Source organism: Lysobacter antibioticus (assembly GCF_001442535.1).
Lineage (GTDB): Bacteria > Pseudomonadota > Gammaproteobacteria > Xanthomonadales > Xanthomonadaceae > Lysobacter > Lysobacter antibioticus.
The window spans coordinates 55,635-81,704 of record NZ_CP013141.1; the positions used below are offsets into that span (position 1 = coordinate 55,635).

Here is a 26,070-nt window from a genome sequence, read left to right on the forward strand (position 1 = left end):
AACCAACGCTGCAACCACAGTATTCGTGAAGGCATTCGTCGAAACGGTTTCAATAAAGGCTCACGCAGGTATCAGTTCCATCGCATTCGTGCGGAAGCGGGGCGCTTACTGGCCGTCGCTTCCTGCGAGTGCGCTCGACGCGGAGCGAACGATCCGCATGACCGGCACGTCGAAGCAGCGGGCCAGTTCGTGAGCGATGCGGAAACGCACGGCGCGGCCGGATTCGGCCCGTTTTATCGTGGCGATGGACACGCGGATGTTGCGCCGCCAACAGTCGTCGGCGAGGTCCTGTTGGCTCAACAGGCGGCTTTGCCGTAGCCGACGCAATAATTCGTTGTCGAGAACGACCTGTCCCCGATCCAGCAGCGGCTTCGCGTGATTCGCAGCGGCGGGGGCATCGTCGTTACCGGACAGGACGAGCGCGAGGGCCGACGTCGAGTCGCGCTCGTTGTCTGCGACGGGGTCGGGCAGGATGAAGTAGTCCATTGAACAATCCTCGCGGGTATGGGGTTTGACCGCATCCGAACGGCCTCGCATCGCCGCTCCTTCTCCTCACGCCCGTCTGAACAACGACGTATCGAGAGGCGGCATGGATTGCGATGCGTCGGCGATCACGATGGCGTTTGAACCCGCGCCCCGCCTGCCGGAAACCTGCCGGTTCGTATCTCGCTGTTTTGATGCGCGTTTCTCGCGCGACAGAAGCTCGTTCGAGCGCTGGGATTCGCTCGCGGCCCGGCTTGGGCAGGAAACGGGAAGGTGCGCTTGCTGCAAAGTCGCGACGGCTGTCGCTTGCTCGCGCGATACGCAGGCAATGAGATCGACAGATCGAAGCCAAGCGCGTTGATCGAGCGTTAGTCGCGGTTAGTCGACGTTAGCGAAGTCGGATGGATCCAGCGATGCACGCGCCGTCGCCCGCATCGTACCGGCGCGGTCGATGAACGATGCCTTGAATGAATGATGCTCCGACGGCCTCCGGTCGAGGCCGCAGTCCACGATGGTCCCGAGCGGGTCGCGATCAGTCTGGTCGCGACGTTCGGTTCAGCGTCGGGTCCCCAAGACCCCATCCAGCGCCAGCTCGGCCTTGAACCCGGCCTTGTCGAGCCGCTTGGCCACTTCGCGCGGTACATCGCGGCCGCTGGTGAGTTTGTTCGGGCTGCCGGTGTAGTGGAACAGGCGTCCACCGCGGCGCAGCACCCGCGCCAGATGATCGTAGAACGTCTGCGAGTACAGCTCTCCGGCGATGCCGAATCGCGGCGGGTCGTGGAGCAGGGCGTCGACCGAGGCATCGGCGATCCCGGCGATGGCCTGGGACACGTCGGCATGGGTCAGTTGCAGGCGACCGCCGCTGGCGGCTGCATCCGGGTCGGGCGACCAGGGGTTGAGAGTGCGCAGCCACAGCACGTCTTCGTTCTTTTCGAACGAATGGATCCGGGCGGCGCCGGCTTCGAGGCAGCAGGCGGCGAAATAGCCCAGGCCACCGCAGGTGTCGAGCACGACCTTGCCGCGCGGCTCGACCAGATCGACCTTGCGTCGCGCATCGTCGATGGGCGAGGCCTTCGAGGTGGGCAGCATCTTGATGCCGTCGATCTCGAAGGTCGGCGCCCCCCATTCGGTCGGCACCAGCTTGATCAGCGAGCCGGAGAAGCGCGACACCGGCGCGAAGTCGTCGCCGTCCCAGTGATAGATCGTGCGGTCCTTGAGCTTGGACGGATACGGATAGCGTTGATCGCGCCAGATCCAGGCTTCCGCTTCCAGTCGCGCCTCGCCGTTCGTGCGCCCCAGATCCAACGAGCCGGTCCAGGTGTCGGCGCCGGCGGCGTGCGCGGCCAGCAGTGTTTCGGCGTCGGGACGGGTGAGCAGGGGACCGGAGTAATGCGGCACGGCGGGTGTTTCCTTGGGGCAGTGATCGGCAGGCGTGCCGGCGACGAAGCACGGACGCGCCCGAGCGTGGGACGGAACGATAGCGCGGCAGGCCGATCGCGGCCAAAAAACCGGGAGGCCTCGGGTTCGGTTGCGGGTGCCGGATCAAGCAGGGATCGGGCTGGAAGCCTGTGGCACCAGGAGTCACTCCGGCCGTCGTCGCTGCGATCTGTGCCACTCCGGCCTCATGACTGCGGTCCCCAAACCATCGGCCTACGACAGGCCGGCCGGGCTGCGCTAGGCTGCGGCCTTTCCAGCGGGGACCGCATATGAAGCCTTCACGTTTGAGCCTGGGCCTGGCGCTTGCCGCCGCCCTGGCTATTCCTTCCGTCCACGCCGCCGACTCCGCGGCCGGGTCCGCAGCCGGTTCCACAGGCAAGGGGCAGCCCCGGCTCGGCAGCTTCGGCGTCGACATGTCGGCGCGCGACTCGAAGGTCAAGCCCGGCGACGATTTCAATCGCTACGTCAGCGGCCACTGGCTCGATACCTATCAGCTGAAGGACTACGAGACCTCCTACGGCTCGTTCAACATGCTGCGCGACCAGTCCGAGGCGCAGGTGCACGCGATCATCGAATCGCTGCAGCAACGCAAGGACCTGGCGCCGGGCAGCGATGCGCTGAAGTTGCGCGATTACTACGCCAGCTATATGGACCGCGCCGCCCGCGACGCCGCCGGTATCCGCCCGCTGCAGCCGGTGCTCGACCGCATCGCCGCCATCGACTCGAAGGACGCGCTGGTCGCCGCCTTCGGCAACACCGACCTCGACGGCACCACCGCGCCGCTGCGTTTGGGTGTCGACCTGGACCGCAAGGACCCCGACCAATACCTGGTCGGCCTGCGTGTCGGCGGCCTGGGTCTGCCCGACCGCGACTACTACCTCAACCAGGACGCACGCTTCGTCGGCATCCGCACGGCGTATCTGGCGCACATCGAGCGCATGCTCGGTTTCGCCGGGGTGAGCGATGCGAAGGCGCGCGCACAGGCGGTGCTGGCGCTGGAGACCGAACTGGCCAAGCCGCAGTGGGAGCGCGCCAAGCTGCGCGACCGCGACAAGACCTATAACGTCGCTACCTTCGCCGAACTAAGCAAGCAGTACCCGGGCTACGACTGGGCCGCCCAGGTCAAGGCCCAGGGCATGCCGGCGCTGGACCGGGTCAACGTGATCACCCCGAGCGCGGTGCAGCCAGTGCTCGACGTGATTGCCGCTACGCCCTTTCCGGTGTGGCGCGATTACCTGAGCTTCCACGCCGTGCGCAACAACGCGCCGCTGCTGAGCCGCGAGATCGACGATGCCTCGTTCGCGTTCACCGGCACGGTGTTGAGCGGCCAGAAGGCCCAGCGCGACGACTGGAAACGCGCGGTGGCGACGGTCGCCGGCGGCGACGGCCTCGGCGATGCCATGGGCAAGCTCTATGTCGAGCGCCATTTCTCGCCGCAGGCCAAGGCGGCGATGCAGGCCCTGGTGGAGAACCTGCGCAAGGCCCTGCGCAGCAACATCGAGAAGATCGACTGGATGGGCGAGGGCACCAAGGCCGAGGCCTACCGCAAGCTCGCCAGCTTCCGTCCCAAGGTCGGTTATCCGGACAAGTGGCGCGACTACGGCAGCGTCGCCATCGTCCCGGGCGATTTGATGGCCAACGTCATGCAGTTGCGCCGCTACGGCCGCAACGACCAGGTCCGCCGCATCGGCACCCGTCCCGACCGCGACGAGTGGTTCATGACGCCGCAGACCGTCAACGCCTACTACAACTCGACCTTCAACGAGATCGTGTTCCCGGCCGGCATCCTGCAGGCGCCGTTCTTCGACCTCAACGCCGACCCGGCGGTGAACTACGGCGGCATCGGCGCGGTGATCGGCCACGAGATGGGCCACGGCTTCGACGATCAGGGCAGCAAGTCCGACTACGCCGGCATCCAGCGCAACTGGTGGACCGACGCCGACCGCGCCGGTTTCGAGCAGCGCACCCAGGCCCTCGGCGCCCAGTACAACGCGTTCTGCCCGTTGCCGGGCCAGTGCGTCAACGGCTCGTTGACCATGGGCGAGAACATCGGCGACGTCGGCGGCATCTCGATGGCCTACACCGCCTATCAGCTCAGCCTCGGCGGCAAGCCGGCGCCGGTGATCGAAGGTTTGAGCGGCGACCAGCGCTTCTTCCTGTCGTGGGGCCAGATCTGGAAGGGCAAGTACCGCGACGAAGCGCTGCTCAACCAGATCAAGACCAACCCGCATTCGCCCTCGCAATACCGCGCCAACGGCCCGCTGCGCAATTTCGACCCGTGGTATCGCGCGTTCGAGGTGAAGCCGGGCGACGCGATGTATCTCGCGCCGGACAAGCGCGTGCGGATCTGGTGAGGTAAGCGGCAAGGCGAAGCCTGCGCAAGCGGCCTTCGCGCCACAAGGGATGCTTGCCAGACCAGGGGCCGCTTTCCGAGTCCGTTCCGGACGAAGGAACGCGGCCCCGTCTCGTTTCCGGCCGTGAGGTTCGCAGCACGCTGCGGTAGCCGCGGCACCGGGGCGCCGCGGCGGGGAAGCTAGAATGCCGGCGATGGCTTATCTGGGACTGTTCCTTACCGCGTTCGTCGCCGCCACTTTGTTGCCTGCGCAATCGGAAACCTTGCTGGCGGGAATGGTCGTGGCCGGCTACACGCCGTGGTTGCTGGTGCTGGTGGCCAGCCTCGGCAACGTGCTCGGCTCGACCGTCAACTGGTGGCTCGGGCGCGAAGCGGCGCGTTTCAGCCAGCACCGTTTTTTCCCGGTCAAGCCGGCGGCGCTGGCGCGTGCGCGCGCCTGGTACGGCCGTTACGGCAAGTGGACGCTGCTGCTGAGTTGGCTGCCCGTCGTCGGCGACCCGTTGACGCTCGCCGCGGGAGTCATGCGCGAGCGACTGCGGGTGTTCCTGTTGATGGTGAGCATCGCCAAGACCGCACGCTACGCGGTACTGGCGGTCGTCGCTTCGCGTTATGCCTGAGAGTGGCGCGGTGACCGGAGTCTGCGCAGACGCTGTTATCGCGCTGCCGGATGTTGTTCCGGAATCGATCTGAAAACAACGCATCCATCCGTGCGTCGCGCGACGACGGACGCGCATTCGACACACACTCAAGGCATCGACTGTCAAGGCCCACACGACAGTCTCGGTTCGCTCAAGCGGGCCTTGTATAGTTCGCCGATGAGGTGCCGACGCGGCCTTCGATCGGTCGCTACGGCATCGGTCTTGTGCTTGGGGCTCGCCGCCGCGCGCGCGAAGTTCGGCCAGTACGAGGGCCGCCGCCGCGCTCGTCGCCGAACTTCATCAACACAGGGATGTACGAATGGCCGGCTCTATCGCGTTGATGCTGTCGAAGACGGGCGGCCCGCCGTTTCACGGCTCGGTCGGCTACGTCAACGATACGATCGGCGCCATTCTCGCCCGTCATCGCTGGCGGGTGCGCGCGTTCGAGCCGCCGCGCAGCGACCTGGGCGAAGAGGCCATGCTGCCGTTCGCGCTGAGCGCGCGCCTGGCCGCGCTGGATGCTTCCTCGGCGCCGGACGTGGCCCTTTCGACGGCGCCGGCACCTCGATCCGCGCACCGAGCCGCGGTTGGTCCCGGCGCAATTTGATGCTGTATCACGGCCTGGCCTATGGCACCGGCGTGTGGATGACCTCGCGCGACATCGATCTGCATTGCGCGAACTCGCCTTATCTCGAACGCACCCTGCACGCCACCTTCGCCTTTCCCAACTGGCACCGCCGCGGCTGCCTCAATCCGCACGGCATGCGCGCCCTGACCAGCCTGCAATTGCCGGTGCCCTGCGTCGAAAGCCCCGATGGCCACCCGGGCTTCGGCTACGGCGCCGACATTCCGCCGCAGATCCTGCGCCGGCTTGAGGGCGACCTGGTCTGGGGGCATGCCTTGCAGCCGGGCAAGCAGGACTGGTTCGCCACCTTGAGCGTGATGTATTGGCTCAACGAGTTGCGCGGCGGCCCCAGCGCGAAGGGCATCAAGCTGTTGGTGGCGGAGTCGTCGTTGACGCTCGATGCCCGCCGGGCGATGGATGCGATGCTGGCCGGGAGCGGCCGCTCCTGCGACGACTACTTCGTGCCGGTGCCGAACCTCAATCAGCGCGCCTTGTTCCGGCTGATGCGGTCCAGCCACTTCGCCCTGGCCTACAACCGGTTTCCCGAACCGTTCGGTTTCTACGTGCTGGAATCGGTCCATAACGGTTGCCCGGTCTATACCAACGGCGTCGGCAACAACCGTTTCCTGCTGCCGCCCGGCAACGGCATCACGGTGCTGGAAACGCCGGCGATGGCGGCGCAGGCGGACGGCCGGCAAGACCCGGCGGCGTATCGCTGCGTCGCCGAACGCATCCTCGGCGACCTCGGCCAGCGCGACGCGATCGCCGGGCAATGCCGGCGCGGGGCCGCGCTCATCAACGAGCGCTGGTCGGTCGCGGCGTTCGAGCGTAGCCTGCTGGCGGCGCTGGACCGTCTGGAGCATCCCTTGCCGCCCGAGCCGGATTTCGAAACGCTGCAGGTGCAACTGAGCCCGCTGGTGCGTAGTCTGGACCCGAGCGGCCGCAGTCTGAACGACTATGCGAGCACCATGCTGCGGCCGGAGACGGTCGCGCTGGCGATGCAGTTGTTGGGGCAGCGCTGCGCCGACCTGGCTTCGGACGAGATGGAAGGCATCGAGGCCGAGCATCGTCTGTTCGCCGGCGGCCTGCTGACTTTGTCGACTGCTCCGCTTCCTGCTTGTGCCGTTTGATCCTCCCGAGCTTCATCCCTCATCGATCGTCCTGCCGCAGACATGCCCACTTCCCTGATCGTTGTCGACGACTTCTTCGAGCACGCGGACGGGCTGCGCGATGCAGCGCTGCGGCTGACCTACCCGGATCAGCAGGGCGCCTTTCCAGGGCGCAATTCGCAGGAGCGGATCGAGTTGGACGGGTTGGCCCAGTACGTGTCCAGCATCGTCGGCGAGCGGCTGAAAGTGATCTCGCCGCTGGGGTCGCATGCGAAGTTCCGCATCACCCTGGGCTCGGACCAAGGCCGCGGCAAGGTGCATGTCGACCCCGGTTATTGGTCCGGCGTGCTCTACCTGAGCCGCCCCGAGGACTGCCGCGGCGGCACCGATTTCTTCCGCCATCGCCGCACCAACACCGATCGCCGCCCGATGAACGAGCGCGAGCTGGCCGAGCTGGGGTATGCCTCGATCGACGAGGCCCACCAGGACATCATCGAGCGCGACGGCCTCGACGACAGCTGTTGGGAAACCACCATGACGGTGCCGATGCGCTTCAATCGCCTGATCCTGCTGCGGCCGTGGCTGTGGCATACCGCCGGCGCGGGTTTCGGCGACAGCCTGCAGAACGGCCGGCTGGTCTATCTGATGTTCTTCGAGGCGGCGTGAGCCAGCGGCAACAGGCACGGTTCTCCGGGGTTTTGCTGCCGATCGCCGGCGTCCCATCCGCTTGCCGCCGCGCGAGGCCGGAGCGCAGACTTCGGCAGTGCCGGCTCCCGTCGGGGCGTCGAAGGCTCGCCGCCCCGCGCACTGATCGCGGGTGTTATTTGTCCCCTTCCTTCTTGCTGCCCTTGAGCAGGGCCACGATGGCCATGGCATGGCCGTGGCCCAAGTCGAAGTCCTGCTTCAGCCAGGCGATGATCTCGCCGGCCTTGATGCCAGGCTTCAGGCCCTTGGCGTCGGCGTAGCCCTTACCCGCGGCGAGGGAGCGGAACTGGGTCGGGGTCTTGCCGGTCTTGGTCTGGATGTTGTCGAGATAGGCCTGGAAGGACATCGGTACGGCTCCTGGGGTGGTTGGCTGGGGCGGACGAATTTCGTCCCTGTACCAACTCGACGAACGAGGCGCCGACGAATCGACAGGGTGCTTTGGTTCCGGCGCGAATTTTTTTCGACGGCTCACCGCCTGGCGCCGGGGTTCGTGCAGGCAGGCTGGAGCCCGGTTGGCCGGCCGCCTCCCGGGCCGGTGCTAAAATCCCGGTCTTTCCACCACGCACCAGAGTGAGCCACGCGATGACTGCACCAGCCTTCTACCCGATCGGCACGCCCGGGCAGCCTTGGGGCGCGGCGGAAGTGGCGCAATGGCGCGCCAGCCAGGTCCGCCATCGCAGCTACCACGCCGACGTGGTCGGCGCGATCGAGCGTTTGCGCTCGCGTTTCGAGGTGGTCGAGTACGGCCGCCTCGATTACGCCCCCGATGGTTATCCGTTGTTCGCGATCAAGAGCCGCGACTGGCAGGCCGGCTTGCCCTGCATGCTCGTCACCGGCGGGGTGCACGGCTACGAAACCAGCGGCGTGCATGGCGCGCTGGAATTCGTCGAGCGCCATGCCGCCGACTATGCCGGCCGCGCCAATCTGCTGGTCGCGCCCTGTGTCAGCCCCTGGGCCTATGAACGCATCCATCGTTGGAACGTCGACGCGATCGATCCGAACCGCTCGTTCCGCGAAGACAGCCCGGCCGAGGAATCGGCGGCGTTGATGCGCCTGGTCGCGCCGGTGCGCGCCGAAGTGCTGGTGCACATCGACCTGCACGAAACCACCGACAGCGACGAGTCCGAGTTCCGCCCGGCCTTGGCCGCGCGCGACGGCAAGCCCTACGAGCCGGGCGAAATCCCCGACGGCTTCTATCTGGTCGGCGACAGCGAAGACCCGCAACCCGAGTTCCAGCAGGCGGTGATCGCCGCGGTCGAGAAAGTCACCCATATCGCCCCGGCCGACGCCCGGGGCGAGATCATCGGCTCGACCGTGGTCGCGCACGGGGTGATCAACTACCCGGTCAAGTCGCTCGGCCTGTGCGCCGGCATCACCGATGCCCGCTATCGCACCACCACCGAGGTCTATCCCGACAGCCCGCGCGCCACGCCGGAGCAGTGCAATGCCGCGCAAGCGGCGGCGGTGTGCGCGGCCATCGATTTCGCTTTGGCCCGCCAGGGCTGAGCGCCGCGGCGCCGGTCTCGGCCGGCGTTGCGAGTGGCAACGGCCGCCCTCCGCGGCGGCCTCATGTGGCTAGGGCCTGAGCGGCTCTGGGCCAGCCTGTCCCGGCCAGGCATCGATTTCCGCAGGCGTGTCGATTCCGGCCCCGCCGGTTCGTCGTTCTGAAAGGAGCGGGTTTCAAGCGCCGGAGCTACCGGCGGCCGCGCTCCATCGATGCGACCACCAGGAGACCTGCATGCGCTTTCTTTCGATGATCCGGATCAACGAGACCACCTGCCAACCGCCTACCGAGCAGTTACTGGCCGACATGGGCAAGTTGATGGAAGAGATGACCCGGGCCGGGGTGCTGATCGGCACCGCCGGTCTCACCCCGAGTTCCGACGGCGTACGCCTGCGCCTGCGCAGCGGCAAGATCACCGCGACCGACGGCCCCTTCACCGAAAGCAAGGAAGTGATCGGCGGCTATGCCTTGCTGGAGGCGAACTCGAAGGAGGAGGCGATCGCGCACACGCGTCGTTTCCTCGAAGTCCACGGCGATGCCTGGGACATCGAGTGCGAATTACGGCAGTTGCAACCCGACGGCGAGTGCGGCGGCGAGCCGATTCGAGTCAACTGATTCGCATCGACTGGTTCGAGACAACGGGTTCGAGTCCATCGATCGGCTGCAACCGAAGCAGGCGCTGAGTCTGCGCTCAGCGGCTTTGATCGCCGCTGAGGATCACCCGCACGCCGCGCACTTCATCGGCGGCCGCCTCGCGCGGCGCCGCGTCCGCGCGGGTGATGCGGATCCGCACGTGCAGCGACGCACCGCGAACCGCATCGGCGGGCAGCGGCAAGGTATAGGTGCCGGCGCTGCGACCGGGACGGATGGCATGGGGCGAGATCACCCCCAGCCTCCGGCCGGTGTCGCTGCTCACTTCGACCTCGTGCCCGCTGGGGAGCGCGCCCAACTCCACTTCGAGGAAGGCGCGCTCGCCGGGTTTGGGCGCATGCGGAAGCGGCAGGCTCGTGTAATCGCGGTTCGCCGCGCACCCGCCCTGCGCGATCAGCAGGGCGAGTGCGAGGACGACGGCGACGAGGCCGCGAGACATGCCCGATCAGCCGCCCGAGGTGATCGAAACGGCCTTGACCGGGACCGGGTCGGCCGGTTGCGGGCCCGAGGGCACCAAGCGGATGTTCAACCGCGTGCTGGCGCCTTCGGCGGTGGAGAAGGCCTGCAAGGACTTGCGCAAGGGCACGGCGAACGTGGCCGAGTGCGACATCGCCATGTTCGGCATGGTCGAGCCGAAGAAAGCGATGGTGCCGGCGTAGTAGGGGCTGCTCGCGTCGACATGGCCGACGTCGGCCGGCGCGTTGACCAGCACGTCGAATTCGCGCGCGAGCGCCAATCCGTCCGGGCGGTCGAAAGTGACCTCGGCGATCAACGGCGCCGGCAAGGCATCGGCCAGATGGCGTTTCACCAGCGCCGCCGGCAAGGTCACCGAGGCCGCATTCGCTGCGACCGCGCCCTTGATCGATCCGAACCGTTCCGCCGACGCCTGCAACTTCGGCCGCGCCGGCTGTTCGCTGCCGTAGCCCGGGCCGTAGTCGTAGTCGAAAGCCGTCGTGCTGACGTAGTCGCCGGCCTTGCTGGGGCCGACGAAACCACCGTCGCCGTCGACGTAGAACAGGAAGGGCTCGTTCAAGAAGGTGTTCGAATCGCTGCCGGTCGGCAGGATCGGCAGACCGGCCAAGAACTGTTTCTTGGTCCACAGATACCACAGGCGGTCCATGTTCGAGTGGTGCAGATAGAAGATCGGGTCCACCGGCGACAGGAAGTTGGTCATGTTGCCGTAGGGGCCCGGGTCGATCGGGCCGACCCCGCCGATGTAGTTGTGCACCTTGTTATGCGGGAAGCCTTCGAGGATCGAGAACTGGGTCGAACCGTCGGGTTGCACCAGATGGGTGGCGGTCTTGGAGCTGGCGAAGCTGTTGCTGATGCTGGGGTCGTAGAACAGGGTCGGCGCCAGCCCGGAATCGATGATGTGCGGGGAGACGTCGTAAGTCGTCTTTTCGTCGAGCTTGGGATTGGATCGCGACAAGTAGCGCGCAGCGCAGGTGACCGCGAAGGCCTGGTTGCCGGAGATGCCGGTCTTCTGCGCCACGCTGTAACCGGTGACGTCGTTCCAGACCTGGTCGAAGCTCGAATAGCCGCGCGACTGCAACTGCGTGCGCTGCGCGGCCGACAGCGAATTCCAGTACTTCTCGAGCGAGGGCTTGATGAAGGAAGTGAACTTCGCCAGGTTGCCGGTATACGGCGAATAGGCGCCGTCGACCGGAGTGAGGACGCCGTCGAACATGCCCGAGGGGATTTCCGGATGGCGGGTCCAGTCCCAGAACGGCATGGCGAAATTCGAGTCGTTGCTGAGCCTGCGGATGGCGCGTTCGAAATAGCCCACATAACCGCGGTGCCAGACATAGAACCACCAATTGCCGTGCGGGCAATCGAGGAAATGGGTGAAGGCGTTACGGAACCAGTTGAGCGGATGCTCGGGAGGCAGCTTGAGCATGGCTTCGATGCCGCGCGCGTAGCTGACCAGCATCTTCTGGCCTTCCGGGGTGGCGACGTCGTAGCGACGATAGCGCGCGGCCTTGTCCGGCCCTTCGGCGCCGGCGGCGAGGGCCGTGCCGAACGGCAACATCGAGCTGCCGAGCGCGGCGGCGGTGGTGGTCAGAAATTCGCGGCGTGTATAGCGCATCCTGCAGTCCTCCTGGTTCGTGGGCGATCCGTAATCGGCTGCATGGTTTGCCGAGCGCTTTGTTCCGCCTCGTCGCATCGCATCGATGCGGCCCGGCTTGGATGTCGACGGGCATCGAGCATCGTGGGCGCGGCGGGCATCTTCGAAGTCGGCGGCCATCTTTCGCTGGTAGAACGATGCAGAGCGCTGGTATCGCCGATCACGACCGTCGATGCAGCGCTTCTCCGGGATGGACGTAGTGAGGGGAGCGGGGCGGCCAGGCCGATGACGAAGTCGGGCCGGCGGTCGCAGTTTCGAGCAGGCGCCGGACACGGGTCGTCGCGAAGCGGTCTTTCGCGCCCGCGCGGCCTGCCGCCGGCCGAGAAGGCGCCGGTCGGCCGGTGCTGGCATGGCATCGCCATGCGTGTCGTGGCCGACGCTCGGTTCAGGCTTCCGGCCTCGCGGCCGCGCGCAGAGGTGTAGGATGCAGTTCGTAAGCCGTTCCAATCGCGCGTCTCGCCCGACCGATCCTTGATCGCTCGCTTCGCTCCCTTTCACGCGTCATCGCCCTGATCCAGGCGGACGCTCACTTGGGAGCGGCTTTTGCCCGGCTATACCACCCGACAACTCTCCCTGACCGTAGGCGGCGACGCCTGGGGCTTGCGAGTGTTGAGCGATCTGCAGCAGTTCAGCGATCCCGACGGCCACGGCGAGCGCCTCGGCATTTCCGCCGCGCAATGGAGCCTGTTCGGGCAGGTCTGGCCGGCCGGGCAATTGCTGGCGCAGGCCATGCACCGTTTCGCCATCCATGGCGAACGCATCCTCGAACTCGGCTGCGGCATCGGCCTGGCCAGCCTGGTGTTGCAGCGGCGCGGGGCGAACGTCGTCGCCAGCGACGTGCACCCCCTCACCGAACCCTTCCTGGCCTACAACGCCGCGTTGAATCAATTGCCGGCGGTGCATTATCGGCAACTGCGTTGGGATACGCCGCTGCCGACGCTTGGGCGCTTCGACCTGATCATCGCCAGCGACGTGTTGTATGAGCGCGACCAGGCCGAGCTGATCGGCGAAGTCATTGCCCGCCACGCGTTCGAGAACTCGCAGGTACTGATCACCGACCCCGGCCGTGGCAACAGCGCGCGTTTCACCCGCCTGATGCTGGCGCAAGGCTACTCGGTGGAAGAGCGGCGCTGCCCGATGAACGACACGGATCTGCCCCCGCATCGCGGGCGCTTGTTGCATTACTCCCGGGGTGTTTGTGCACGTTGAGTTACCGCGGCAGTGGCTGGCCCGTCTTCGGACTTAGACGCCGCAGTCGCCGTCTACCCTCGAGAGCGCCGAGAAGCGGGCCTCGCCTTCTTCATTGTTGGCTAAATACCAGGCTGAACTCCGCCCGGGCCTGAACGATCGGCCTTAAGCGGCAAGATCAAACGTGATGGATATCTCGGGTGTTGGCTTGCGATATTTCTAGAATGAGAAGCCGAATTTTAGCGGCTCGTCAAACAGTCTCGTCGCTATCGGTGCCGTGCAAACGAGCGCGAAAAAAGCGTCTTTTAACTTCAGCGAAGTTTTTCGGTGTCTTCTCAAGGAGGAAAACGCATGGTTCGTTTAGCTATTCTGGCTCTGGTTCTGCTCCCTTCGTTGTCTGCTGCGCAGGTCGTCGATGAGCGAGAGGTCAGCGCGCCGACGACGGAGACGTTGGTGGAGCGGGTCTCTTACTGGCCAGGCTCGAAGGGCGGTAAGGTGTTGGTCAAACAGGTATTCATCAAGAATCCGGATGGATCGTTAATCTATCGCTACAACCGTCAGCCAGTCGAGACACAACAGTTTCACCGGGCGTACTGTCGAGCGCGAGGCGCGGAACCTTCGCGTGGCGATGGGATCCTGCGCGGGCCAGACGCGATCGGTGGCTTGTCCTGCAGTGCGACCGATCCGGGCAATGGCCAATCCGGAGTGGTCGTAGGTAGTAAGACCGAGCCAATGGCGCAGTCGGAACGGCGCTCTTCGCAAGGCGATCTGCTTCGCGCCGCCGAGTACGTGATTACGGTTGCGCCGGACGGGTTATATGTTCCCGCAAACCAGAATTTCCAACTGGAAGGCGATGTTCTGTATAGCTCGGCAAGAGCTGGACAGATTAGCTCCACGATCTTAGTCGATAGCCGTTGTTCCTACGAACAGTCGGATCCTGTTGCCGCCAACGCAGCGGGTCGGATCGAGGTTTCGGTAACGTGCATCGTTTATGAGAAGCGTAAGGTTCCAACCCGGATCAATGCTTGCATTCCCTACGGATGTTCGAGCGACGAAGGAAGCGTGACTACGTACTGAGAGAGGGCTTGTCGCAACATGCCGGCCGTAACCGCGATCGATTTTAACTTGGCCAGCTACGATGTGAGATAGGCAGAAGCTCTTTATCCGGCAAGAAGGGGTATGGAGTTTTCGCCTCAACCCGGCGATGGGCTCGGACTTAAGTGCCTGTAGCCTCAGTCCAGTCGGTGGCGCTACATCAATAGGTCGACTTGGCTGGATTGCGAGCCCTAACGATTCACCGCCGGTCCGTTCACCCCGACATAACCGTTCGCGCAGCCGGTCGTGCAGGTCGTCGCCAGCATGTTGTAGACGATGCGGCCGGCGTTGGTCTTGGAGCGGAAGTGGCCGACGCCGTTGCTGGTGTCGCCGCCGCCGGCGTTGTAGGGGCTGCCGTCGCTCCAGTCCCAATCGTAGGCATAGGCGGTGCTGCCCACGCCGATGTCCACCTGCGCCTTGACGTTGCTGGCGGCATTGAACAAGGCGCCGCTGCTGCAGCCGGCCGAGTAGCTGGTGGTGAAGCATTGCACCTGGTCGTGCAGGCCGGCGGTGATGGTGTAGAAGGCGATGCCGCTGTACATCGCGGGCATGGCGCGCAGGCTGTTGCTGCCGCTGCCGGTCCAGCGGTTATAGCCGTAGTAGGCGACGCCACTGCTCGGGTACAGGCCGAAGGTGTAGTAGTCGTACGGAAAAACGTAGGCCTCGGCGTTGCAGGTCGGCGCGTACGGCGATTGGTAGCCGGTGCTCAGGCAGGTCTGCAAGCCGCGCAATCCGCCGCCGATGTTGATGAAGCGGCGCACGTTGGCCTGATAGCCGTAGTAGCGCAGCATCGCCAAGGACATCGACGAGCCCAGGGAATGAGTGACGATGTCGACCTGGCTGCGGCCGGTGTAGGTCTTGACCTTGTCGATGAAGGTCTTGAGGATCTGGTACTTCGCCGGCTGGTGATAGTTGTACTGCGGCGAGCCGCGCTCGTCGGCATCGAGATAGGTCACGCCGAACAGCTCGCAGTCGTTGTAGCCGCGCGCCTTGAGCTCGTCGTACATCGAATGGGCCGGCGTGGCGTAGCCGGTCACTGCGGCCGGCGGCATGTCGAAGCTCAGTGCGCTGTCGCCGTTGCCGGAAACGAACACCACCGGTGTGCGCGTGGCGATGCAGTCGCCGCCGCCGAAGCCGCCGCTGCCCACGCCGGGGCTGAATCCTCCCGCGTATTGCGATGCCGTGCCCAGACAGGTGTAGCCGTTGTTGTTGCCGCACTCCAACGCAAGCGCGCTGGAGGGGGCGAGCAGAGAAGCCGCGGCCAGCGTCGGCAGCAAGGCCGACAAGGCCATGCTCGAAGCGCGGGTGGAATCGTAACCGTCATCGGATGGACCGAGGCAAACCCACTTCAGTGCAGTGCGGAGCATGAGTGCATCCCTCCCCAGGGTGTCGGCTCGACGGCGACGAGCGCCGGATCGGGCCGATGCTGGACCTGCGCGGTGGGCTTGGGTATTGCACCAAAGGGCAAAGGGGGCGGGCACGCCGGGCGAACCGGCACGAGCGCATCGCCCCGGCGGCCATGCCCGCTCCAGCGCGAGCTGGCGCGATAAAGCACAAAGCCCGCATCAAGCGGGCTTTGTGCTGCGTACCGAGGGTGGGATTCGAGCGATCGACGCCGCGATCGAACTCAGTCGTCGTTGCGTTTGCGGTCTTTATCGTCGTCGCGCGTGGTCCGGCTTTCGGCGTGGACCTTGGCGGCCGTCGATTGCTCCGCGCCGAACGAGTTGCGGGTATCGACGTCGGCGTCTTGCTGCAGTTTGGCGCGGGCTGCGGTGTCCTGGCCGAACGTGGACTGGGTCTGGTTCGTGGTGCGCACGCGGGTATCGGCCTTGACCTTGGCATCGATGCGCCGATCCTGGATTCGCGTATCGCGAACGTCGCGGTCGTGTTCGACCCGGGCATCGATGGATTGCTGGGCACCGAAACCGGTGCGGGTTTCGTGGTCGGCGTTGCGCAGTTCCTGCGCGCGCTGGCTGGTGTCGCGGCCGAAGCTGCCATGGTCCATGGATTGCACCGGCGAAGTGGCGCGATTCAAAGTCTGGCCTACGCCTGCCGGCGGGCCGCCGCCACCGCCGCGTCCCTGCGCGAGCACCGCCGGTGCGGCCAGGCAAGCGGCGACGCCAAGGATCAGAAGGGCTTTATGACTCATGGTTCTCTCCTACGAAAACGGTCGCAGTTCACGACGGTCAAACCGTAGTCCCGCTCGTCTGCACCGCTACTGAACTCGCCGGATTCAGGATGTTCGACATTGCGTTAAGCGTCGACGGCGAGGTTGCGGCGTTCGATTCGAAAGGCCGATGCCGGATGAGCGCAGCGACATCGCATCGCTACGCTCATCCCTTGGGCCTATTCAGCGTGGACGCATCGGGCCCTTCATTGCGTCACCGATGCGATCTTCGACCTTCGCAACGGTCGGCTTGGAACGGTTGGTTCAGAACTGCAGGCTCCACAGATCGACCTTGCCCACGTCGGCGCGGGCATTGTCGTTGACCAGCAGCTTCCAGGTGCCGTTGGCCGCTTCGCTGGAGGCGTTCACGGTGTAGGTCTTGATGATGTTGTCGGCGCTGCCGCCGCTGCGGTTGTGCAGGGTGTAGCGCGTGCCGTCCGGCGCCACCAGGTCGACGCGCAGGTCGCCGATGAAGGTGTGCTTGATGTCGACCGCCACCTTCAGCGTGGCCGGTGCATTGCCGGAGACGCCGCTGACGACGATCGGGCTTTCCACACTGCGCAGGTCGAGGATCGGATAGTCGCCGGCGTTCTCGAAGAAAGTTTTGCCGCTGACCGCGACCTGCTTGCTGACGCTGTGGCTGGCGCCGTCGTTGTCGGTCACCGTCAGGGTGACGGTGTAGGTGCCGCTGGCGGGATAGGTATGTTCGGGATGCATCTCGGTGGACTGACTGCCGTCGCCGAAGTCCCACAGATGCGAGGCGATGGCGCCGTCGCGGTCGGTCGAGGTATCGGTGAAGACGACCTTGAGCTCGGTGGCGGCCAAAGTGAAGTCGGCGACCGGCGGGTACAGCACCTTCAGTTCGTCGGCGCCGATGTCGACCGAATGCACGCCATCGCCATTGCCGTCGATGACACGCTTTTCGCCGTCGATGTCGGTCTCGGGCAGAAAATCGGCGGTGGCGCCGGCATCCACCGCGGGCGAACCGGCGGTGATGTGGTAGTTGCCGGCGGCGGGAGCGACGAACAACGGGTCCGCGGACAGGTTGCCGTTGATCCCGGTCTGGTCGGTCACGCCGACGTAGTTGCTGGTGTTGTTGAAGACGAGGTTGTTCTTGAACAGCGGGTTGTTCGCCGCCGAGCCGTTGGTGATCTCGAAACCGACCGCGTTGCCGGCCAGGATGTTGTTCTGGTAAAGGTGCAGGGTCGAGTTGACCTGGGCGCTGACCTTGATGCCGGTGCGGTTGCCGACGATGGTGTTGTTGGATACCTGCGGGCTGTTGCCGCTCGGCAGGGTGATGGTGATCGCGCGGCAGGGGTTGTCGACGATCAGGTTGTTGACGATGTCGGGCGATGAGCCGTTGACGAAGGTGATCACGCCGGACAGATGCTGGCTGTCGCAACTGTTGTTGCGGAAGATGTTGCGCTCGATCAGCGCCGAGGAACCGTTGCCGCCGATGGCCGCACCGTAACCGCCCGCGGTCTGGGTGTTGGTGTCGAAGATGTTGCCGACGATGCTCGGAGAAGCGGCCAGGATGTCGATGCCCGCACCGAAGCTGGCGCGGCCGTTCTTGATGGTGAAGCCTTCCAAGCGCGCGGCCGGGCCTTCGCCGCTGTCGAACACCAACACGTTGCCGCTGTTGCCGCCGTCGATGACGGTCGCCGCCGGGCCGCCCTCGCTGATCACGGTGATGGCTTTACCGTCGTAATTGAGGCGTTCGGGATAGCTGCCCGGCGATACCAGCACGGTGTCGCCGGCGACGGCGGCGTTGATCGCGGCCTGGATGGTCGGGTAATCCGCCGGGACCCGCAGGGTGGTCTGCGCGGCGGCGGGCAGTGCCAGCGCCAGCGCCAGCGATGCGAGGGCGGTCTTTTTCGATTGCGTATGCTTCATACCTGCTCCTTGGTGTGATGATCGGGATGCTTGCGATGACGCGCCGTGCCCCGATTGTGCGAGCGGACGCGCCCGAGGCCGCTGTGCGGCTGCGGACGTTCGTTTCGGCACGATCGAGAGACCCGGGGCGACAGGACATGGCCGGCGAGCGAACCGCTTCGGTCCGGGGGCATGTCCTCATGCACTGTAAGGCAGGGGTGTCGCAGGGGATGAGCCGATGGGTAGGCGCTCGTGACCGATTCCATCGTCGCTTCCGTGATGGCGGCGCGGTCGTCGTGGTTGCGTGGTCTCGGCTTGCGCCGCTCCTACCCCCGGGGGGCGTTATTAACTTGTGACCACAAAAAAGCCGGGCCCCATCGGAGCCCGGCTTGGTTTGCGTTCGGCACTCGGTAGCGCGGGCGCTCAGTTCGTGGCGCGGCACTTGCTCAGCTTGAGGCCTTGCACGACGGTGCCGACCTGGCCTTCGTTCATGCACTCGAACACCAGGGTCGAGGATTTCTGGAACGGCTGGATTTCGTTGCCTTCGAACTTCGCCTTCAACGCTTCCTGTTCGGAGACTTCGAAGGCGGTGTCGAACATCGCGCCGTCCTCGGCGATCGCGCCGAAGTAGGTGCCGCCGGGCTCCGAGCCCATGCGCATCAGCTGCCCGGAGAAGGCCAGACGGCGCCCGTCGTACTTTTTCCCTGCGGCCTCGGGGTTCGCGGCGTACTCGGCGGCGATTTCGTTGTAGCTCAGCACGGTGGTCTGTGCATGGGCGGAAAGAGCGCAGAGCCCCAGGATGGCCATGGCCGCGAGGGCCGCCGGTCGAACATGCATATCGATCACCTCCGTATGTGGGCGGCTAGGCTCGATAAGAATGTCGATGCTGTCAAGTTTCGTGCGCCACCGACTCCGGGCACGGGGCGGTCTCGGCGACCGCATAGTAGCGAGCCAGTCGCACGTCCAGGGCCAGGGAGTCCGGGCGATAGGGACGGACCTCGCCGCAGTGTCGCACGGAGGCCAGGTCGAAGCGTTCGTACACGCTGCGATGCAATGGAGCGCCGCGGGCTTCGATGCGCGACTTGGCTTTCCAGGCGATGCGCCACCTCTGCGGGACCCAATCCGGGTAACGATCGAGCATGCGCTGGATCTCGCAATGCTGCATGCCGGCCGCGGACGGGAACAGGTGCAGGCGGCTGCGGTCGACCAGCAGCGGGTGCGGCAGTTCGGCGGTCTGTTCGAGCATCCACGACAGGGCGATGTCGGACAGCCGCGATTCGTCTTCGTCGTAGCTGCCGCCGATGTCGGAATGGCAGCCGGCGAACCAGACTTGGCGCAGCCACTCCGGTTCGCCGGGCTCGTGCGCCACGTGCTGGCCTTTCACGCCCCATTCGACGCGGGCGAAATCGGCGCGGCGTTCGTCGATGGACAGTGCATGGCGTGCGTAACGCACGCGGCGGCCGAGCAGCCGGTCGTAGAAGCCCGAGCGCCAGCCGGCGAAATGCCAGCGAAAATCGCCCGGGTTCGGAAAGTCGCGGATCGACCGGTAGTGTTGCTTGAACAGCTGGTAGACGCCGGCCAGGATCAACCCGCCGAGGTAGGGCACGATGTATCGCCCCAGATCGAATCCGTACAGGACCGCGCAAGGCAGCAGGATGGTCAGCGCGACCAGCAGCGACACCATGACGAAGCGCAGCAGGCCCTTGGCCCCGAGCGCGGCGACGGTGTCGAATACGCCGATGAAATACGGCGCCACGTTCGACTGACCCTCGATGTCGCAGCCGTACTTGAGGCGGAAGCGCCGGGCTTTCTCCTCGCGTTCGGGCTCGTATTTGCCGCGGTCCTTGCCGGCGCCATGCTCGTAGACCTGCAGCACCGCCTCGCGCGCGACCCGCATCAGGCCGCGTCCGTAGCGTGGGATCGGCTTGCCGTCCGCGCCATGGGTGGGGACGCCGCACAGATTGAGCACGCCGCCGACGCAGCGCGCGGTGTAGGCGCCGCGGCTGAAACCGAACAGATAGATGCGGTCGCCGGGCTCGTAGTGTTTCAGGATCGCCGCGTAGCATTCGACGATGTTGGTGCTGATGCCGGTGCCCATCGCCGAGCTGAAGAACTTGCGCAGGGTGCGCAGGAAACGCAGGCGGACGTGGCCGGCATCGGCGTCGGTGCCCAGGCCGGCGTCGTAGAAGGCGACTTGCTCGGCCGGGTCGATCGGGCTCTCGGGTCCGTTGCGGGTGGCCCGGTACAGCTTGTAGACGTTGCTCAGGCGCTGGTCCGGTCGCAGCCCACCGGCCTGTCCGGTGCCGTCGGCGAAGATGAGGATGTTTTTCGATCGGTCCACGGCCGACATTGCGATCTTCCCTGTAGCCCTCTGGCTATGGGTAGGCAACGTGGATCGGGGCGCAGGTCGGCCATGAACCCGCGATCGGGGCCGGCGGCTGCAACGGCAGCGCGCCGGCCCGCAAGCGCGGCGGTCACTGCTTGGCGTCGTCCCTGGCCAGCGGGCGAACGTATTGCAACAGGCTGGCCAGGACCTTGCCGGGTTCTTCCCACTGGATCATGTGCGAGGAGTGCTCGAACCACACGCCCTGTTTGTACGGCGCCTTGACCCGGGCCAGCCAGTCCGCGGTCGGTTGCGACGGCGTGGTGTAGTCGTGGCGGCCCATGAACATCACCACCGGGATCGGGAATTCGCGGACCTTGCTGAAGTCGACATCGACGAATTCCGGCAGCACGCGGCCGAGGCTGAACTCGTTGCCGCGGTTGACGGCGGCGCGGTCGCAGTCGTTGTACTCGGGCGACAGCAGCGGCGCGCGGTAGAAGTACAGCGACTCGTCGCGGTAGGCGGTCATGCCGCCGTAATACTGCGACCACTTGCGTGCGGCAATGATGCGTTCGCGGGTGATCGGCCGGTCGCCGGGGTAGGGCGCGATGGCCTGCATCTCCTTGACCGCTTCGGTATTGCCGTGGGCCTTGGCCTGCTGCATGCCGTAGTCGAAACTGATGCGCTCGTTCTCGCGGACGTTGATGGCCTGGCCGACGCCGAGGTAGGCGTAGAACAGGTCCGGACGCTTCAGCGCCGCGGTCATCGCGACGATGGTGCCCCAACTGTGCCCGGCCAGCACCACCTTGCGTTTGCCGTAGCGCTTGCGCACGTATTGGGCGATCTCGATGGCGTCGTCGGCATAGCGTTCGACCCGCAGGGTGTCGGCATAAGCCTGCGGATCGTGCGAGGCGAAGGTCTTGCCGGCGCCGCGCTGGTCCCAGTTGACCACGGTGAAGAATTCCTCCATCGGACGCTGGAACTGCCACATCGTCGGGATCAGCGGCGAAGCCGGGCCGCCGTGGGCGAACAGCAGGATGGGGTTGGCCTTGTCCTGGCCGCGCACGTTGATCCACTGGTCGATGCCGCCGATGCGCACGGCATAGGCTTCCTGGACCCCGTTCGGGGCGACGATGCGGCTGAGGTCCTGGATCACGGCGCGGGCGCGCTCGTAATCCGAGGTGTTCTTGCATTCCTCGGCCATGGCGAGGCCGGGGGCGGACAGCAGCAGGGCGAACAGGGCAGGCAGTGTCTTCATGGGCAGTTTCCGGATCGGTGGTCGACAGGACGGCGCAGCGAGCGGATCGGTGGCGGTTCGGCCTCGCGGCGGCCCGGCCGACTTGTTACGTGCTCTCGTTGCGTGGTGCAAGTGATGCGGCGATGACGGAAATGGTTGCAGCGACGGCGGCGTCGGCGACGAGGATCGGTACCTGGAGCGTACGCGCGAGGCCGGCCTTGGTTGCCGGCTGCAGACAGACGGCGGCCTCACGGGTTCGCCGTGAGGCCGTTGGCTGGGGAATGGGCACGGAACGGCGCGGCCCTTGCTGGCGATCGCGACTGTGCAGTTACGAATCGACCGCGAACGCACCGAAGAGCACGCCGTTGCCGTTGGCGGGCAGCAAGCAGTACACGGAAACGAAACCCCAATAACTGACGCTCGTCAGTGGCGCCAACTGGTCGTACTTGGCCAAGTTGGTGGTGAAGCTGTAGGAACTGAGGAAGTCCCCGTTGTAGTTGTAGGCATAGACCGTGCAAGTGGTCGATGCGCCGTTGCTGTTGCTGCCGTCGACGTAGAAGTTCTGGGCTGGCCCGGTGACGGGATGGCGGGCGATGGGGCAAATGACGCTGCGCACGGCGGCGCTGATGTTTCTGACGCCCCAAGGCAGGTAATCGATATCCAAAGCTTCTGCGGCGTTGTAGTTCTTGCACGCGCTGCCGTGAGTGCTGATGTTCTGGGATGTGGCGGCATCGGCATGGCCGGTGGCCGCGCTGGCCAGCAGGCCCGCGCTCAACGACAGGCCGAACATGATTGCGTTGGCTTTCATGAGATCACCTCGTGTGGTCGATTGGCGAACTTCCTGTCCCCTGTCTCCCCTGTTGCCTCCCGAGCGCAAGGCGGCACCGCCGGCCCGAGTCAGTGTTTGGATGCCGCGGCGTCACTCAGTTCCGGGCCCATCAGATAGAGCACCATCCTGGACTGGCCGTCGCGGCCTTCGACGACTTGGCCAGTCATGCGCGGCAACGCGTCGGCGAACTGTTGCGCCCATAGCGGAAGTTGCTTGTGCAGCTTGCCTGAGCCGTCGTCGCCGACTTCGATCCGGCACATGCTCGAACGGCACTGGACGTCGTGCGCCGCCTCGCGCATCGCATCGGTGCGTTCGATGGCGTTCCATACGCGTGAGGTAGTGCTCGAAGCCCAGGCCGGATCGACTCGTTCGAGCTGGAAAGCGGATTGGACGCCGGCGATGTAGGCGGCGTGGCGCCGAGCGTCCTGCTCGGCATGCCTTCTCGCATCGATGGACAGAACGCCGACCGGACTGTGTTCGGCCGGTGCCTGCGGGTGGGCTGAGCGGTGCTTGAGACCGGCGACCTGAGCCTGCAATGCAGTGACCTGGTCCTGCATGCGCTCGATCCGCGCCGTATCGCTGCTCGCGGTTTGCGAGCGCGCCTGCGCCTTCGTTGCGCTCTCTTGGAAGGAAGTTGCGGATTCAAGGGCGGGCCGATGAATCGCCGCCAGGCCAACGGCGCCGAGTACGGTGCAGGCCGCCCATAGGAGTAGTGAACTCTTCATGGAACAGCATGTACCAGAATCGGAAGGCCAACGCATGTCGCTCAAAAAACGACACCGCCCAAGTTGCGGACCGCTTCGCTCCAGATCGTCGCGACCAGCTTGCGCCGCGAGGTCAGACCGGTCTTATGGTAGACGCGCTGCCACATCGTACGAACGGTGGATATCGAGCAGCCCAGCAAGGCAGCTATCTGTTTGTCCTCGGAGCCGCAAACCGCAGCCAGCAAGACCGACCGCTCCATCGGGCTCAGTTGCGCGTACTTGCCCCGGGCGGCCTCATGGAGCAGGTCGCTTTGAACGAGGAGACCGATGCGTGCGGTAGCCGACCACATCCGATGTCTGAAGAGTCTGCCGGAGACATCTATCCAACGCATGCGTTCGCACGGACAGGACAGGCCGATTCGTGGAGACGGGGCGGAGACTTATATTTGTGATAACGGTCTCCGGCCCGGCCGTGATTCGGAAGTCAGCGAATCGGTTAGGGAACATAACTGCATGTGACGTTCACCGCACTTTGGGCGGCGGAGAACTGCATGTCGTTCGGGGTGGCGGTGCGGCTGGTCCAGGAGTCGCTCTGGTAGTCGTAGATGGCATCGAGATACACGGCATCGTCGACGCCGAACTTGATCACGGCGTTGGCGCTGAGCGTGATCGTGAAGCTCTTTCGTGCCTGGCCCACCGTATAGCTTTGATTGATGATGCCTTCGGAATAGACGGTCCACTCCTGGTCGGCTCTGGTGTCGTTGTAGAGAAAAAGGGTTTTGTTTCTGGCCATCGGGCGCTCCACTCGGCGATCGCGGAAAAGCAGGGCGCGCTGCAAGGCTTATCACCATGCAGCCGCGCTTGGCCGGACAGGCGGCCAAGCGCCTCGTCCGTTGCCTGTTGGAACGTGGGCCGGGCAGGTGCGTGAACCCGCCGTAGAGCGGCCGCGCGGTGCGCTTGCGTCGCGATGACGCATCCGCCGGCGGCCGATCAGTAGTCTTTCAGTTCGCCGAGCGGGATGCGCTGGATATGCGTGCGCGGTTCGACACCGCTGTCGCGGTAAGCGTCGGCGGCGCTTTCGTAAGTCACCCAGACTTCGTTGTCGATGACGTTGATGCCTTCGGCGTAATGGTCGAGGCGGTAGACGGTCTGCGCATCCTTCGCCGCTTCGAGCTGGAAGTTCTCGCCGTTGCCGGTGAACTGCTGGAAGATCAGTTCGCGCGGCGAGTCGTCCTGGCCGCCGAGGGACGTGCTGAAGAGCAGGCCGCGGTCGGTCGCCGTTACGCCCTGGGCGTAGTAGGGCGTCTCGATCGGGTCGCTGGGGTTGACGAATTCGCCCTTGGCGCCGATGTCGAAACGCACCAGACTGGGTTTGCCGTCGAAATCCTGTTTGGCCTGGTCCGAGCCGTAGCCCTTGGGGTCGACCGCGAACTGGCCGACATAGGCCTTGCCGTCTTTGACGGTCAGGTAGCTGGCATTGCTGCCCTCCGGCATCCGGTTGATCCACACCGGCTCGACCGAGCCGCCGTTCTGGGCCGCGTCGATGTCTTCGCGCCGATACACGTAGACCGATTGCGTGTCGGCCAGGTACACGAACTTGCCGTCGGTGGCCACGCCACCGCCTTTGTCCGGCGCGATCGCGCACAGGTTCTCGGCGCTGCCGCCGTCGAGCTTGACGTTTTTGACTTCCGCGCCGCCGTCCTTGTTCTGGATCGACAACAGCACGCCGTCGTTTTGGTTGTAGTAGCTCGTCAGGACCTGCTGACGCTGGGCATCGTAGCCCTGACCCTGCGGGATGAACTCGCCGACGTGGATCAGCTCCGGACCGTCGGGCAGGGTGGGGCGGGCGGACTCTTGGGCGGGAACAGACGTCTGGGGAATCCAGGCGCTGCCGCTGCTGCCGGAGACATGCATGGGAAGGCTCCTCTTGCCCACGGGGCACTGCCGATGCGGGCACTTTAGGCCGTGCCCGCCGCAGGCACAGCTAGGGTTGCCCCTATCGAAACGCCATCTTCACCGCGGTTTCTTGATACCGGTCGTAAAACACGCAAGGATTCAGGCCCGATCCGCCGGTTCAGGGGCGGACACGACAACATGACGACGGGAGAGGCGAACATGGAAACGCAGGAACTGCATCGCGGCCGTTTGATCGATCACATCCAGTTGGTGGTGCGCGATATCGAGGCGAGCCGGAAGTTCTACACCGCGGTCTTCGCCGCCTTGAAGGTGCCGATAGCCGGCAGCGGCGACGATCATTTCTGGGCCGACGAGTTGTTCGTGTCGACCGCCGACAGCCCCGCCGCCCAGGGCAGCCTGACCGGGCGCCATCACCTCGCGTTCCAGGCGCAGGACTGGGCGATGGTCGACGCCTTCCACCGCGCCGCGATGACCAACGGCGGCAAGGACAACGGCGCGCCCGGCGGTCGCGACTATCACCCCGGCTACTACGCCGCGTTCGTGCTGGACCCCGACGGCAACAACATCGAGGCGGTGTATCACGGCGAAGCCGAGCGCAGCGCGCCGTCGGTGAAGATCACCTTCTGAAGCGCGCAACCCGGCCGGCAGCGCACACGGCGGGGTTTGCGGCGATGGCGCGGGCATCGCGTCATCGCCGCATTCAAGCCGAACCGGTTTCCTCTGCGGAAAACCCGGGCGAGCCCTCGCGATGAATACGCGCTCATGCACTGCGGCGCACGCGGCTCGATGAAGTTTCCAGCAGGGCAAATCATGCATCGTGAATGCGGGGCAACGTGCTTCATACGCAGCGCATGCGCCGTCGATTCTCGGGCGATGAAAGTTCGATACGCGACTGACATCGAATATATCTGTAGCGACTCGCTGCCATATGACGATTCGAAATGAAGGAAGTGCAGGGCCAGTCTCACCGCAAGTGAGCAACCACGCTGCGATCGCACGACAGCGCTGTTGACGGACCCTAGAGTCGGGGCATCGCATCACTCAGGGTGGCCGATGCGAACGAGAAAGCACATTGCACTCGATGCCGGATCCGTCGTTGCGGACAGGG

Annotated in this window: 26 protein-coding genes; 10 read left to right on the forward strand and 16 right to left on the reverse strand. The window is 65.4% G+C overall.

The genetic code is table 11. The features are described from left to right. Positions 1 to 105 precede the first annotated feature (105 nt). Entirely contained in the window at positions 106 to 486 is a 381-nt protein-coding gene (locus GLA29479_RS00195; RefSeq protein WP_144436259.1) for a helix-turn-helix domain-containing protein, read from the reverse strand. 552 nt (positions 487 to 1,038) lie between these two features. Further along, on the reverse strand, positions 1,039 to 1,881 hold the full coding sequence (locus tag GLA29479_RS00200) for a class I SAM-dependent methyltransferase (protein WP_057970412.1): 843 nt from the start codon (positions 1,879 to 1,881) through the stop codon (positions 1,039 to 1,041). A gap of 308 nt (positions 1,882 to 2,189) precedes the next feature. On the opposite strand from GLA29479_RS00200, the gene GLA29479_RS00205 reads away from it, so the two are divergent. From GLA29479_RS00205 to GLA29479_RS00225, 5 genes are all read left to right on the forward strand, one after another. Continuing rightward, positions 2,190 to 4,274, forward strand: a complete 2,085-nt coding sequence (locus GLA29479_RS00205) for a M13 family metallopeptidase (protein ID WP_057970413.1) — start codon at positions 2,190 to 2,192, stop codon at positions 4,272 to 4,274. Positions 4,275 to 4,467: 193 nt separating this feature from the next. Then, the gene (locus GLA29479_RS00210) at positions 4,468 to 4,890 is read left to right on the forward strand and encodes a YqaA family protein (RefSeq protein WP_057970414.1); all 423 of its coding nucleotides are present in this window, start codon (positions 4,468 to 4,470) and stop codon (positions 4,888 to 4,890) included. 340 nt (positions 4,891 to 5,230) lie between these two features. Continuing rightward, a complete protein-coding gene (locus GLA29479_RS00215) occupies positions 5,231 to 5,518 on the forward strand; it encodes a hypothetical protein (protein ID WP_057970415.1) in 288 nt (95 codons plus the stop codon). Then, entirely contained in the window at positions 5,518 to 6,666 is a 1,149-nt protein-coding gene (locus GLA29479_RS00220; protein ID WP_057970416.1) for a glycosyltransferase, read from the forward strand. Before GLA29479_RS00215 ends, GLA29479_RS00220 begins: the two co-directional genes overlap by 1 nt. A 42-nt stretch (positions 6,667 to 6,708) precedes the next feature. After that, on the forward strand, positions 6,709 to 7,311 hold the full coding sequence (locus tag GLA29479_RS00225; protein WP_057918363.1) for a DUF6445 family protein: 603 nt from the start codon (positions 6,709 to 6,711) through the stop codon (positions 7,309 to 7,311). 154 nt (positions 7,312 to 7,465) lie between these two features. Here the strand turns inward: GLA29479_RS00225 and GLA29479_RS00230 are convergent, their stop codons facing one another. Further along, a complete protein-coding gene (locus GLA29479_RS00230; protein WP_057918362.1) occupies positions 7,466 to 7,696 on the reverse strand; it encodes a DUF4287 domain-containing protein in 231 nt (76 codons plus the stop codon). Between the two features lie 236 nt (positions 7,697 to 7,932). On the opposite strand from GLA29479_RS00230, the gene GLA29479_RS00235 reads away from it, so the two are divergent. Further along, positions 7,933 to 8,856 carry a M14 family metallopeptidase gene (locus GLA29479_RS00235; RefSeq protein WP_057970417.1) on the forward strand — a complete coding sequence of 308 codons (924 nt, stop codon included), beginning with the start codon at positions 7,933 to 7,935 and terminating at the stop codon, positions 8,854 to 8,856. 232 nt (positions 8,857 to 9,088) lie between these two features. Then, positions 9,089 to 9,469: a YciI family protein gene (locus GLA29479_RS00240; RefSeq protein ID WP_057970418.1), complete on the forward strand. Its 381-nt coding sequence runs from the start codon at positions 9,089 to 9,091 to the stop codon at positions 9,467 to 9,469. A gap of 76 nt (positions 9,470 to 9,545) precedes the next feature. Here GLA29479_RS00240 and GLA29479_RS00245 read toward each other — a convergent pair whose 3' ends face one another. Both GLA29479_RS00245 and GLA29479_RS00250 read right to left on the reverse strand, forming a co-directional pair. Next, on the reverse strand, positions 9,546 to 9,944 hold the full coding sequence (locus GLA29479_RS00245; RefSeq protein ID WP_057970419.1) for a hypothetical protein: 399 nt from the start codon (positions 9,942 to 9,944) through the stop codon (positions 9,546 to 9,548). A 6-nt stretch (positions 9,945 to 9,950) separates the two neighbouring features. Next, positions 9,951 to 11,591 (reverse strand): tyrosinase family protein, encoded by a 1,641-nt coding sequence (locus GLA29479_RS00250; RefSeq protein ID WP_057970420.1) that lies wholly within the window; start codon positions 11,589 to 11,591, stop codon positions 9,951 to 9,953. Positions 11,592 to 12,173: 582 nt separating this feature from the next. Between GLA29479_RS00250 and GLA29479_RS00255 the strand changes: the two genes are divergently transcribed. Together GLA29479_RS00255 and GLA29479_RS24145 are read left to right on the forward strand one after the other, a co-directional pair. Continuing rightward, positions 12,174 to 12,839, forward strand: coding sequence for a class I SAM-dependent methyltransferase (locus GLA29479_RS00255; RefSeq protein WP_057970421.1), 666 nt, complete (start codon positions 12,174 to 12,176; stop codon positions 12,837 to 12,839). Positions 12,840 to 13,169: 330 nt separating this feature from the next. Next, on the forward strand, positions 13,170 to 13,895 hold the full coding sequence (locus GLA29479_RS24145) for a hypothetical protein (protein ID WP_144436260.1): 726 nt from the start codon (positions 13,170 to 13,172) through the stop codon (positions 13,893 to 13,895). A 209-nt stretch (positions 13,896 to 14,104) separates the two neighbouring features. Here the strand turns inward: GLA29479_RS24145 and phaZ7 are convergent, their stop codons facing one another. The 11 genes from phaZ7 to GLA29479_RS00310 all read right to left on the reverse strand — a co-directional run bounded on the left by phaZ7 (position 14,105) and on the right by GLA29479_RS00310 (position 24,959). Next, positions 14,105 to 15,280, reverse strand: coding sequence for an extracellular native short-chain-length polyhydroxyalkanoate depolymerase PhaZ7 (gene phaZ7, locus GLA29479_RS00260; RefSeq protein WP_082638161.1), 1,176 nt, complete (start codon positions 15,278 to 15,280; stop codon positions 14,105 to 14,107). Between the two features lie 260 nt (positions 15,281 to 15,540). Beyond that, complete coding sequence (locus GLA29479_RS00265) at positions 15,541 to 16,062, reverse strand: hypothetical protein (protein WP_057918356.1); 522 nt, start codon at positions 16,060 to 16,062, stop codon at positions 15,541 to 15,543. A 282-nt stretch (positions 16,063 to 16,344) separates the two neighbouring features. Continuing rightward, positions 16,345 to 17,973, reverse strand: coding sequence for a proprotein convertase P-domain-containing protein (locus GLA29479_RS00270; protein ID WP_057970424.1), 1,629 nt, complete (start codon positions 17,971 to 17,973; stop codon positions 16,345 to 16,347). Positions 17,974 to 18,375: 402 nt separating this feature from the next. Beyond that, complete coding sequence (locus tag GLA29479_RS00275) at positions 18,376 to 18,789, reverse strand: hypothetical protein (protein WP_057918354.1); 414 nt, start codon at positions 18,787 to 18,789, stop codon at positions 18,376 to 18,378. Positions 18,790 to 18,841: 52 nt separating this feature from the next. Further along, complete coding sequence (locus GLA29479_RS00280) at positions 18,842 to 20,293, reverse strand: DUF2235 domain-containing protein (RefSeq protein WP_211265019.1); 1,452 nt, start codon at positions 20,291 to 20,293, stop codon at positions 18,842 to 18,844. Positions 20,294 to 20,426: 133 nt separating this feature from the next. Continuing rightward, positions 20,427 to 21,533, reverse strand: coding sequence for an alpha/beta fold hydrolase (locus GLA29479_RS00285; RefSeq protein WP_057970425.1), 1,107 nt, complete (start codon positions 21,531 to 21,533; stop codon positions 20,427 to 20,429). A gap of 307 nt (positions 21,534 to 21,840) precedes the next feature. Continuing rightward, positions 21,841 to 22,320, reverse strand: a complete 480-nt coding sequence (locus GLA29479_RS00290) for a hypothetical protein (RefSeq protein WP_057970426.1) — start codon at positions 22,318 to 22,320, stop codon at positions 21,841 to 21,843. A gap of 89 nt (positions 22,321 to 22,409) precedes the next feature. Then, positions 22,410 to 23,111, reverse strand: coding sequence for a hypothetical protein (locus GLA29479_RS00295; RefSeq protein WP_144436261.1), 702 nt, complete (start codon positions 23,109 to 23,111; stop codon positions 22,410 to 22,412). Beyond that, positions 23,108 to 23,395: a helix-turn-helix transcriptional regulator gene (locus GLA29479_RS00300; RefSeq protein WP_057918350.1), complete on the reverse strand. Its 288-nt coding sequence runs from the start codon at positions 23,393 to 23,395 to the stop codon at positions 23,108 to 23,110. The genes GLA29479_RS00295 and GLA29479_RS00300 overlap by 4 nt, the downstream gene beginning before the upstream one ends. Before the next feature lie 146 nt (positions 23,396 to 23,541). Continuing rightward, the gene (locus GLA29479_RS00305) at positions 23,542 to 23,883 is read right to left on the reverse strand and encodes a hypothetical protein (RefSeq protein ID WP_144436262.1); all 342 of its coding nucleotides are present in this window, start codon (positions 23,881 to 23,883) and stop codon (positions 23,542 to 23,544) included. Between the two features lie 152 nt (positions 23,884 to 24,035). Beyond that, complete coding sequence (locus GLA29479_RS00310; RefSeq protein ID WP_057970429.1) at positions 24,036 to 24,959, reverse strand: hypothetical protein; 924 nt, start codon at positions 24,957 to 24,959, stop codon at positions 24,036 to 24,038. A gap of 201 nt (positions 24,960 to 25,160) precedes the next feature. Here GLA29479_RS00310 and GLA29479_RS00315 point away from each other — a divergent pair, with 201 nt between their 5' ends. Then, positions 25,161 to 25,589: a VOC family protein gene (locus GLA29479_RS00315; RefSeq protein ID WP_057918347.1), complete on the forward strand. Its 429-nt coding sequence runs from the start codon at positions 25,161 to 25,163 to the stop codon at positions 25,587 to 25,589. Positions 25,590 to 26,070 lie beyond the last annotated feature (481 nt).

Excerpts from the sequence above, each read along its gene's own strand:
- GLA29479_RS00195 (WP_144436259.1), bottom strand. The coding sequence starts at position 486 with ATGGACTACTTCATCCTGCCCGACCCCGTCGCAGACAACGAGCGCGAC.
- GLA29479_RS00205 (WP_057970413.1), top strand. The coding sequence starts at position 2,190 with ATGAAGCCTTCACGTTTGAGCCTGGGCCTGGCGCTTGCCGCCGCCCTG.
- GLA29479_RS00210 (WP_057970414.1), top strand. The coding sequence starts at position 4,468 with ATGGCTTATCTGGGACTGTTCCTTACCGCGTTCGTCGCCGCCACTTTG.
- GLA29479_RS00215 (WP_057970415.1), top strand. The coding sequence starts at position 5,231 with ATGGCCGGCTCTATCGCGTTGATGCTGTCGAAGACGGGCGGCCCGCCG.
- GLA29479_RS00220 (WP_057970416.1), top strand. The coding sequence starts at position 5,518 with ATGCTGTATCACGGCCTGGCCTATGGCACCGGCGTGTGGATGACCTCG.
- GLA29479_RS00225 (WP_057918363.1), top strand. The coding sequence starts at position 6,709 with ATGCCCACTTCCCTGATCGTTGTCGACGACTTCTTCGAGCACGCGGAC.
- GLA29479_RS00230 (WP_057918362.1), bottom strand. The coding sequence starts at position 7,696 with ATGTCCTTCCAGGCCTATCTCGACAACATCCAGACCAAGACCGGCAAG.
- GLA29479_RS00235 (WP_057970417.1), top strand. The coding sequence starts at position 7,933 with ATGACTGCACCAGCCTTCTACCCGATCGGCACGCCCGGGCAGCCTTGG.
- GLA29479_RS00240 (WP_057970418.1), top strand. The coding sequence starts at position 9,089 with ATGCGCTTTCTTTCGATGATCCGGATCAACGAGACCACCTGCCAACCG.
- GLA29479_RS00245 (WP_057970419.1), bottom strand. The coding sequence starts at position 9,944 with ATGTCTCGCGGCCTCGTCGCCGTCGTCCTCGCACTCGCCCTGCTGATC.
- GLA29479_RS00250 (WP_057970420.1), bottom strand. The coding sequence starts at position 11,591 with ATGCGCTATACACGCCGCGAATTTCTGACCACCACCGCCGCCGCGCTC.
- GLA29479_RS24145 (WP_144436260.1), top strand. The coding sequence starts at position 13,170 with ATGGTTCGTTTAGCTATTCTGGCTCTGGTTCTGCTCCCTTCGTTGTCT.
- phaZ7 (WP_082638161.1), bottom strand. The coding sequence starts at position 15,280 with ATGCTCCGCACTGCACTGAAGTGGGTTTGCCTCGGTCCATCCGATGAC.
- GLA29479_RS00265 (WP_057918356.1), bottom strand. The coding sequence starts at position 16,062 with ATGAGTCATAAAGCCCTTCTGATCCTTGGCGTCGCCGCTTGCCTGGCC.
- GLA29479_RS00270 (WP_057970424.1), bottom strand. The coding sequence starts at position 17,973 with ATGAAGCATACGCAATCGAAAAAGACCGCCCTCGCATCGCTGGCGCTG.
- GLA29479_RS00275 (WP_057918354.1), bottom strand. The coding sequence starts at position 18,789 with ATGCATGTTCGACCGGCGGCCCTCGCGGCCATGGCCATCCTGGGGCTC.
- GLA29479_RS00285 (WP_057970425.1), bottom strand. The coding sequence starts at position 21,533 with ATGAAGACACTGCCTGCCCTGTTCGCCCTGCTGCTGTCCGCCCCCGGC.
- GLA29479_RS00290 (WP_057970426.1), bottom strand. The coding sequence starts at position 22,320 with ATGAAAGCCAACGCAATCATGTTCGGCCTGTCGTTGAGCGCGGGCCTG.
- GLA29479_RS00300 (WP_057918350.1), bottom strand. The coding sequence starts at position 23,395 with ATGTGGTCGGCTACCGCACGCATCGGTCTCCTCGTTCAAAGCGACCTG.
- GLA29479_RS00310 (WP_057970429.1), bottom strand. The coding sequence starts at position 24,959 with ATGCATGTCTCCGGCAGCAGCGGCAGCGCCTGGATTCCCCAGACGTCT.
- GLA29479_RS00315 (WP_057918347.1), top strand. The coding sequence starts at position 25,161 with ATGGAAACGCAGGAACTGCATCGCGGCCGTTTGATCGATCACATCCAG.